The following is a 7,727-nucleotide window of genomic DNA, read 5'->3' on the forward strand; positions in this document are numbered from 1 at the left end:
TTGTACGTTATGATAGATATGTTCGAAAAATCGTTAATATAATTTCACATACTATCTGTCACTATCATGATTAAAATTTCTCTAATACGATTTTCCCGATGGTACGTCCACTTTCAAGTAGTGCATGTGCCTTCTTTAAGTTTTCAGCGTTAATCGGTGTTAATGTTTCATTTAAGGTAGTCTTTAAAATGCCTTCATCTAGTAGTTCGCTTACTTTATTTAATAGTTCGTGCTGCGTAATCATATCGCCAGTTTCATACATTGCTTTTGTAAACATAAACTCCCAAACGAGTGTAGCACTTTTACTTTTTAAAATACCCATTTCAAGAGGGTGTTCATTTTCTACGATAGAGCAAATTTTGCCTTGTGGTTTAATAAGGTCACATATTGCTTGCCAATGTTGATCTGTATTGTTTAAGCAGAAAATATAATCTACATCGCTGAATCCAAGGCTTTGTAATTGCTCTTTTAAAGGGGCATGATGGTCAATTGTATGGTCAGCTCCAAGCTTTTTAACCCAGTCTATCGTTTCGCCGCGGGAAGCAGTTGCAATTACATTTAGTCCAGCCCATTTCGCCAGTTGAATTGCAATTGAACCGACACCACCAGCTCCGCCGATAATTAAAATGTTTTTAAATGAGTTCGTATCTTTTTTAGTATGATCAATGCCTAAACGTTCAAATAAACCTTCCCAAGCTGTAATCGCTGTTAAAGGAATTGCGGCAGATTCAGCATCATTTAACGTTTTTGGTTTCTTACCAACGATTCTTTCATCAACTAAATGATATTCACTATATGTACCTTGTCTCGTAATGCTTCCAGCGTAAAACACTTCGTCGCCTTCTTTAAATAACGTACAACCTTCGCCCGTTTGTACGACAATACCACTCGCATCCCAGCCGAGTATTTTTGCTATATCTTCTTTTTTATCTTTCGGAGAGCGAACTTTTGTATCAACTGGATTAACGGAAATTGCGTTAATTTTAACGAGTATATCTCTTCCTGTAGCAACAGGTCTTTCAACTTCAATATTAATTAAACTGTTTTCTTCTTCAATAGGTAAGTATTCATGTAAACCAATTGCTTTCATTTCTATTCCCTCCATTAAAGTAAGAGTCATTTACTCTTTTATTATAGATGGTGAAATGCCATTATGTAAAAAAAGTACACTCTTTTTTATTTATGCTGGTATGAAAGTGTGGAAGGAGTTTATTTCTAAAAAGCAGAATTTTTTATTGTGTTACTTTATCTTAAATTAAATGTAAAGGTGGATACATAATGACAGTAAAAAAGCTTTATTTCATCCCAGCAGGTCGTTGTATGTTAGACCATTCTTCTGTTAATAGTACGCTCACACCGGGAAATTTATTGAACTTACCTGTATGGTGTTATCTTTTGGAGACGGAAGAAGGGCCTATTTTAGTAGATACAGGTATGCCAGAAATTGCGGTTAATAATGAAGGTCTTTTTAACGGTACATTTGTTGAAGGACAGATTTTACCGAAAATGACTGAAGAAGATAGAATCATAACTATTTTAAAGCGTGCAGGGTATGAGCCAGATGATCTCCTATATATTATTAGTTCACATTTGCATTTTGATCATGCGGGAGGAAATGGTGCTTTTTCGAATACGCCAATCATTATACAGCGTGCTGAATATGAGGCGGCGCAATATAGAGAAGAATATTTGAAAGAGTGTATATTGCCGCATTTGAACTACAAAATTATTGAAGGGGATTATGAAGTGGTACCTGGTGTTCGGTTATTGTATACACCAGGACATTCGCCAGGGCATCAGTCACTGTTAATTGAGACAGAAAAATCCGGTCCGATATTATTAACGATTGATGCATCTTATACGAAAGAGAATTTTGAAGATGAAGTGCCGTTTGCAGGATTTGATTCAGAATTAGCTTTATCTTCAATTAAACGTTTAAAAGAAGTTGTGGCGAAAGAGAAACCAATTATTTTCTTTGGTCATGATATAGAGCAGGAAAAGGGATGTAAAGTGTTCCCGGAGTATATATAGTGCAAAAAGTCATGAGCTCGCGTGCTCATGACTTTTTCGTTTAAATAATTTTTTTAAATAAATTATAAACTTTTTTTGAACTATCTTCGTTTAACTGATAGTACGTAAGGTTTACATCATCAGGAGTATCTTGCTGAGCAATCATCACTTCGCTGTTGTGATGATCAACTACCCATATGAAATATTTTTTATAAGTTCCATCTTCGAAAGTAATCCACATATCACAATCTATTAAATCTGATCCTTCCTCATCCAATGTTAATTTGCCTTTTTTTGCGGTATTCATACTGTTAATAAACGTTTTTAACTCATCTGTTTTTGTGAGAAAGATATCCTTTTTTGTTTTAATTGATTCGACATGTATATCTTTTATTTCCTGTTTTCCTAAAAAAACAGGAGGCTCATTTGGATCTCGGGAGCTTGAAATAATAGTAGCTTTCTTTTTCGGCTTATTTGCAGTATACAGATCTTGAATAGATTTTCCCGAGTTTACAAACCATACAATTCCAGAAATAATTAATACGCTACCTAACAATAAAATAATTTTTTTAATAGGATTTTCTCCTCTCTATTACTTTGTGTGAAGAGCTTTTCTATTAATATATGATAGGTAAGCGTAAAGTATTATAGTTGAACTTGGTTATGCTTCACAGTTTTTATCGGGCGATCTATGAGTAAATTGTAAGTGAGCCCAATTAATACGAAAATGCCACCGATAACTTTACCGATAGAGAGTTCATTTGTCAGGAAGAAATCAATAATAGTCCCCGCAAATAATTGTCCGATAAAGATGAGTAATGTTAAATAAAAGGCTGATATTTTAGGAGTAATATAGTTGGATAATGAAATAACGATAACGCCTACTAATCCGCCTAAGTACACGGCGATAGGAATAGATTGCAACGTATGAATAGGGATATACAATGAATCTGAACTGAAAATTAAAAATAACATAGAGAAAAATAATCCAGTAATATAATTGAAAAACGTGCCTTCCCAGTTTCCAATTTCCTTTGCTAAATTCGCGTTAATAATTCTAGCAACGACGATAGAAACACCAGCTAAAATAGCGATCGTAATATATAACATATTTTTGCCCCCATTAATAAATTGTCATGATAATAATCCCAGAAGAGATGAATGCTAATCCAACTAGTTTTTTCTTTTCAAACTTTGCAACTTTCATTCCTAATAAGCCGAAATGATCAATAACGATGGAAGCAATAGATTGACCGAGTAAACTTAATGCGATCGTAATAGAGGCACCGAGGACGGAGAAACTTATATTATTAAAAAGAACAGTGAATACTCCAATCGCTCCAGCGCTATATAAAAAAATCGGAATACCTTTATCGAAATGAATTTTATGTTTGTTTAAGATTAAAATGAAGATAACTGCAATTAAACCGACGAGGTGAATGACAACGCTTGCTGTATACTTCCCAATTAACTCGGATAAAATTCCATTCAATGGGAGCATAACGGCGATGAGCACACCAATAAAGACAGAAAGAAAGTTATACAATGTAATATCCCCTTTATATTTCATATTTGTAATGACTGTATCATGCTGAAATTGTGTATTGTTATGACATATGTCATAGTGGAAGAAGAAAATTTTAATTACAATGGGGATGAGTTGTAAAGGTGGGGGACTATGAAGAAAGTATGTAATTCTATTAAACTAGCAGAGTATATGAAGAAAAATAATATTGATTCATTTTTTAGTCATGATATGAAGCCATATATGGAACTTATATTTTTTAAAAAGAATGAGTTTATTTGTAGAGAAAATGAAGAAATAGAGTATTTATTTTTCTTCGTTGAAGGAAAAGCGAAAGCGTTTAATACATTAAGTAACGGGAAATCTGTATTGCTATGTTTCTATGATAGTTTGCAGCTGTTAGGAGATGTTGAGTTAATTCATTCTCAAAAGACTGCTTCAAACGTACAAGTAATGGCAGATTCATATTGTGTTGCTTTACCTTTAGGAAAAGTGAGAAATCAGCTATTTCATGATGCGAAATTTTTAAGATGTATTTGTGGATCGTTAGCACATAAGTTAAATCGACTTTCAAAAAATAGTACAATTAATTTACTATATCCACTTGAAAATAGACTTGCAAGTTACATGTTAGCAGCAGGGGAACGAGCGGTGCAGCACGGAAATCGAATTGTGTTTAGTGGGAATTTAACGGAAACAGCTGAATTGTTAGGAACGAGTTATCGGCACCTATTACGTACATTAAATATTTTTTGTGATAAAGAGATTATAAAGAAAAACAATGGTTGCTTTGAAGTAGTGAATGTGGATGTTTTGAGGGAATTGGCTGCGGATGTTTATAAATAGGAGATGAAGTTATAAATGATTACACCTATATTTAGAATTTTTGATATTGAAAAAGCAAAACTATTTTACATAGGTTTTTTAGGATTTAAACTGGATTGGGAACATCGGTATGAGGAAAATATGCCATTATATTTGCAAATTTCGTTACAGGATGCTGTGATACATTTATCAGAACATCATGGTGATGCCTCACCAGGTGGTGCGATTCGGATCAAAATAGATGATGTAAAGGATTATCATTCTGTATTATTAAGTAAAGAATATGCTTATTCGAAGCCGAATATAGAAAAAACACCTTGGGGTACAATTGAATTAACTGTGATTGATCCGTTTTTAAATAGAATTATATTTTATGAGGAAAAATTGTCGGAGTAGAAAGGATTCATATACAAATATTCATGGGTTAAGTAGTGTAGTTACGTGGTAAATGTAATGAAGAGTAGTTCATAAAGTAGTGAACTGCTCTTTTTCATGTTGTTAAACAGATTGAATTATTGAAAAATAAATCGTATGATAAAATACATGAACAAATGAGCATATATTCATTTGTTGTAAGGAGGGGGGAAAAGATGTTAGATGCAATCATTGTTGGAGCTGGTCAAGCGGGATTGACAATAGGATACTACTTGAAGCAGGCAGGATATAATTTTTTATTACTCGAGGCAGGAAACCGAATTGGTGATTCATGGAGGAATAGATATGATTCTTTGCGGCTCTTTACACCGAGTGAATATAGTAGTTTACCAGGTAGGATATTAAAAGGAGCAAGGAATGAATTTCCACATAAAGATGAAATTGCAACTTATTTAGAAGAATATGCAAGACATTTTCAATTACCGGTACAATTACAAACGGAAGTTCTAAAAATAAAGAAAGAAAAAGAAATATTTGAATTACATACTCCTACAGAAATTTTACAAACGAAAAAAGTTATTATCGCATCAGGTGGTTTTCAGCATCCATTTATTCCCTCGTTTTCAGAAAATCTTTCACCACATATTTTTCAAATACATTCATCACAATATAGATCATCATCGCAAATTCCACAGGGGAAGGTACTTGTAGTAGGTGGCGGAAATTCAGGAATGCAAATCGCAGTAGAACTTGCAAAAACGCATGAAGTTACGGTGTCTATTAGTCATCCCTTAACGTTTTTACCGTTACAACTTTTTGGAAAAAGTATTTTTAATCTGCTAGAAAAAGTGGGTTTATTGTACGCTGAAATAAATACAAAGAGGGGAAGATGGTTTCAGAAGAGAAAGGACCCTATTTTCGGTTTTGAAGGTAAGAAACTTATTCGTAATGGAGCAATCAAACTACAAGAAAAAGTAGTAAGTGCATCAGGAAATAACATTATGTTTCAGAATGGTGATATTTATAGTGCAGAAAGCGTTATATGGTCAACTGGTTTTGTTCAAAATTATAATTGGATTGAAATTGAACAGGCAGTGAATGAGAAAGGGTTTCCTAATCATATAAAGGGAGTTAGTCCAGTAAGAGGATTGTATTATATCGGATTGCCGTGGCAATCTCAAAGAGGCTCTGCGCTTATTTGTGGTGTAGGAAAGGATGCAGTATATTTGCTTTCTGAAATCAAAAAAATAGATCAGTAGCAATAACTACTGATCATCCATATGTACATGAATTAGGAGAGGTCAAACATTTATTAACTTTATTATAATAGATTTTCATAGAATTAAAAACTGAAAATTCAAATTTAATGTTGAGAAAGTTTTTTGTATCGAAATATATGAAAAAATAGGGATTTTCATCCCACATTAACGGACAGTAAGGCCTCCACTGATTAAAGTTTCACTTTATTAAAAGGAAAAATGATATTTATATTTTAGTAAATTATGATATAGTCTAAATAAGTGTGTTTTTCCATAAATGTAATTATTTTCATTGTAGTTTCGTTTATATAAGGGAAGGAGAAGTAATTATGAAGTTTGATGATCAACGCTTACTAGGAGTCCGATTAGGTTCTGTACTTGTGACAGAGGAAAATCAATATTTAGTAATTAAGAAAAAAGATCATTATGCACTATTAAATATACATAATTTAGAATGCACTCATGTTGAAGTGCAGTTAGAACATTTGGAAGAAATGTTACATGAAGATTTCCAGGAAAGTATAACGGAAATTATCGCACCAGAACATATAAAAATTGTTGCGAAAAATGTTATATAGATAAAGAAGCTGGAAGGAACAGCTTCTTTATTTTCATTATAAGGATAACGTTTTTACAACCTCACCAATGATCCCTTCCATTTGATGAACACCTAAATCGGAATTGGTCATAATAACAGCGCCATTCCCGCAGTATGGATAACAAACCATCATACATTGAAATCCGACGCCCCATCCGAGTGAATAAATCTGTAATTCTTCATTAGAATCATCTAGAAAAACACCTAATCCAGTCCATTTTGAGCAACCTTGAGGAGAAATCATGTCTAGTACTAATTTTTGAGAAAGTTTTAGTTTGCCCTTTCCTTGTAAGGAATGAATGATTTCAATGACTAAAGCTGATAAGTCAGTTGGTGTTGTCCAAATGCCTGAAGCAGCTGCGAATGGATAAAATGGAAATCTCTCATTTGTTACAGTTCTATCTTTATTATGGCCGCAAGCAAAAACATCGGTTTTATCTATGTCTTTTGGAGAGAAGAGTGTACTATTTTTCATTTGTAGTGGCTGAAAGATATATTCTTCAAGTAAAAGGTTAAATGGTTTTCCAGTTATATCTTCAAGTAGTAGTTCGATAATACAAAAGTTTGCATCAGAGTAGTGAAATTCACTTTCTGGTTTATAAGTTATTTCTATTGGTACTGAACAATATGATGTTTTACCAGCAAGGAGTTCAGATAAGTTTGGTCGCCCTTGTGCAAATGTAAAATGTTCAAAACTATTAGGAGGATCAATAATTCCAGATTGGTGACTTAATAAATTTCGCAGGGTAACTTTTTTCTGTGAGGTAAATAGATTGGTAGGTATGTTCCAAGATGTAAGTCTATCATTTACGTCTCCATCTAAATGTATGATTTCTTGATCTGATAACGTTAGTACGAGCATTGTAGTGATAAACTTACTAATAGAACAAGAATTAAATATAGAATTCGTAGTGACAGTTCTAGTTGTTCCAGATTCAAGTGTTCCGAAAGTAATCGCTTCGTCTAGTTTGCCGTCACGTATAACGGCAAGACTTAAACCTGCAACGGAATATTGGTTCATTTTCTCGTATATATTGTTACTTTTTAAGTTCATAGTGACTCCTTTCTTCAAAAAAGACAGAATGTTAGTTCTATTATACTATAGTGAATAGAGAGTGTGAGAGACAAAGAAAAA

10 protein-coding genes are annotated in these 7,727 nt (G+C 33.2%); 5 read left to right on the forward strand and 5 right to left on the reverse strand.

The window, feature by feature from the left end; translation table 11 throughout:
* Positions 1 to 70: 70 nt before the first annotated feature.
* On the reverse strand, positions 71 to 1,090 hold the full coding sequence (locus DN403_RS23490; RefSeq protein ID WP_000643781.1) for a zinc-binding alcohol dehydrogenase family protein: 1,020 nt from the start codon (positions 1,088 to 1,090) through the stop codon (positions 71 to 73).
* 188 nt (positions 1,091 to 1,278) lie between these two features.
* Between DN403_RS23490 and aiiA the strand changes: the two genes are divergently transcribed.
* Positions 1,279 to 2,031, forward strand: a complete 753-nt coding sequence (gene aiiA / locus DN403_RS23495; protein WP_000216598.1) for a quorum-quenching N-acyl homoserine lactonase AiiA — start codon at positions 1,279 to 1,281, stop codon at positions 2,029 to 2,031.
* 40 nt (positions 2,032 to 2,071) lie between these two features.
* Here the strand turns inward: aiiA and DN403_RS23500 are convergent, their stop codons facing one another.
* The 3 genes from DN403_RS23500 to DN403_RS23510 all read right to left on the reverse strand — a co-directional run bounded on the left by DN403_RS23500 (position 2,072) and on the right by DN403_RS23510 (position 3,580).
* Positions 2,072 to 2,566 carry a YhfM domain-containing protein gene (locus DN403_RS23500; RefSeq protein WP_000901705.1) on the reverse strand — a complete coding sequence of 165 codons (495 nt, stop codon included), beginning with the start codon at positions 2,564 to 2,566 and terminating at the stop codon, positions 2,072 to 2,074.
* An 89-nt stretch (positions 2,567 to 2,655) separates the two neighbouring features.
* Positions 2,656 to 3,120 carry a DMT family transporter gene (locus DN403_RS23505; RefSeq protein WP_000965812.1) on the reverse strand — a complete coding sequence of 155 codons (465 nt, stop codon included), beginning with the start codon at positions 3,118 to 3,120 and terminating at the stop codon, positions 2,656 to 2,658.
* 13 nt (positions 3,121 to 3,133) lie between these two features.
* Positions 3,134 to 3,580 carry a DMT family transporter gene (locus DN403_RS23510; protein WP_002082423.1) on the reverse strand — a complete coding sequence of 149 codons (447 nt, stop codon included), beginning with the start codon at positions 3,578 to 3,580 and terminating at the stop codon, positions 3,134 to 3,136.
* Positions 3,581 to 3,688: 108 nt separating this feature from the next.
* On the opposite strand from DN403_RS23510, the gene yeiL reads away from it, so the two are divergent.
* The 4 genes from yeiL to DN403_RS23530 all read left to right on the forward strand — a co-directional run bounded on the left by yeiL (position 3,689) and on the right by DN403_RS23530 (position 6,572).
* Positions 3,689 to 4,381, forward strand: coding sequence for a transcriptional regulator YeiL (gene yeiL / locus DN403_RS23515; protein WP_000754833.1), 693 nt, complete (start codon positions 3,689 to 3,691; stop codon positions 4,379 to 4,381).
* Between the two features lie 15 nt (positions 4,382 to 4,396).
* Positions 4,397 to 4,756, forward strand: a complete 360-nt coding sequence (locus tag DN403_RS23520) for a glyoxalase superfamily protein (RefSeq protein ID WP_000632391.1) — start codon at positions 4,397 to 4,399, stop codon at positions 4,754 to 4,756.
* Positions 4,757 to 4,950: 194 nt separating this feature from the next.
* The gene (locus DN403_RS23525; RefSeq protein WP_000882897.1) at positions 4,951 to 5,994 is read left to right on the forward strand and encodes a flavin-containing monooxygenase; all 1,044 of its coding nucleotides are present in this window, start codon (positions 4,951 to 4,953) and stop codon (positions 5,992 to 5,994) included.
* 329 nt (positions 5,995 to 6,323) lie between these two features.
* Positions 6,324 to 6,572, forward strand: coding sequence for a hypothetical protein (locus DN403_RS23530; RefSeq protein ID WP_000666947.1), 249 nt, complete (start codon positions 6,324 to 6,326; stop codon positions 6,570 to 6,572).
* Positions 6,573 to 6,608: 36 nt separating this feature from the next.
* Here DN403_RS23530 and DN403_RS23535 read toward each other — a convergent pair whose 3' ends face one another.
* Positions 6,609 to 7,646: a serine hydrolase domain-containing protein gene (locus DN403_RS23535; RefSeq protein WP_001050173.1), complete on the reverse strand. Its 1,038-nt coding sequence runs from the start codon at positions 7,644 to 7,646 to the stop codon at positions 6,609 to 6,611.
* Between the last annotated feature and the right edge of the window lie 81 nt (positions 7,647 to 7,727).

Source organism: Bacillus sp. AY2-1, from assembly GCF_008368965.1.
Lineage (GTDB): Bacteria > Bacillota > Bacilli > Bacillales > Bacillaceae_G > Bacillus_A > Bacillus_A thuringiensis_S.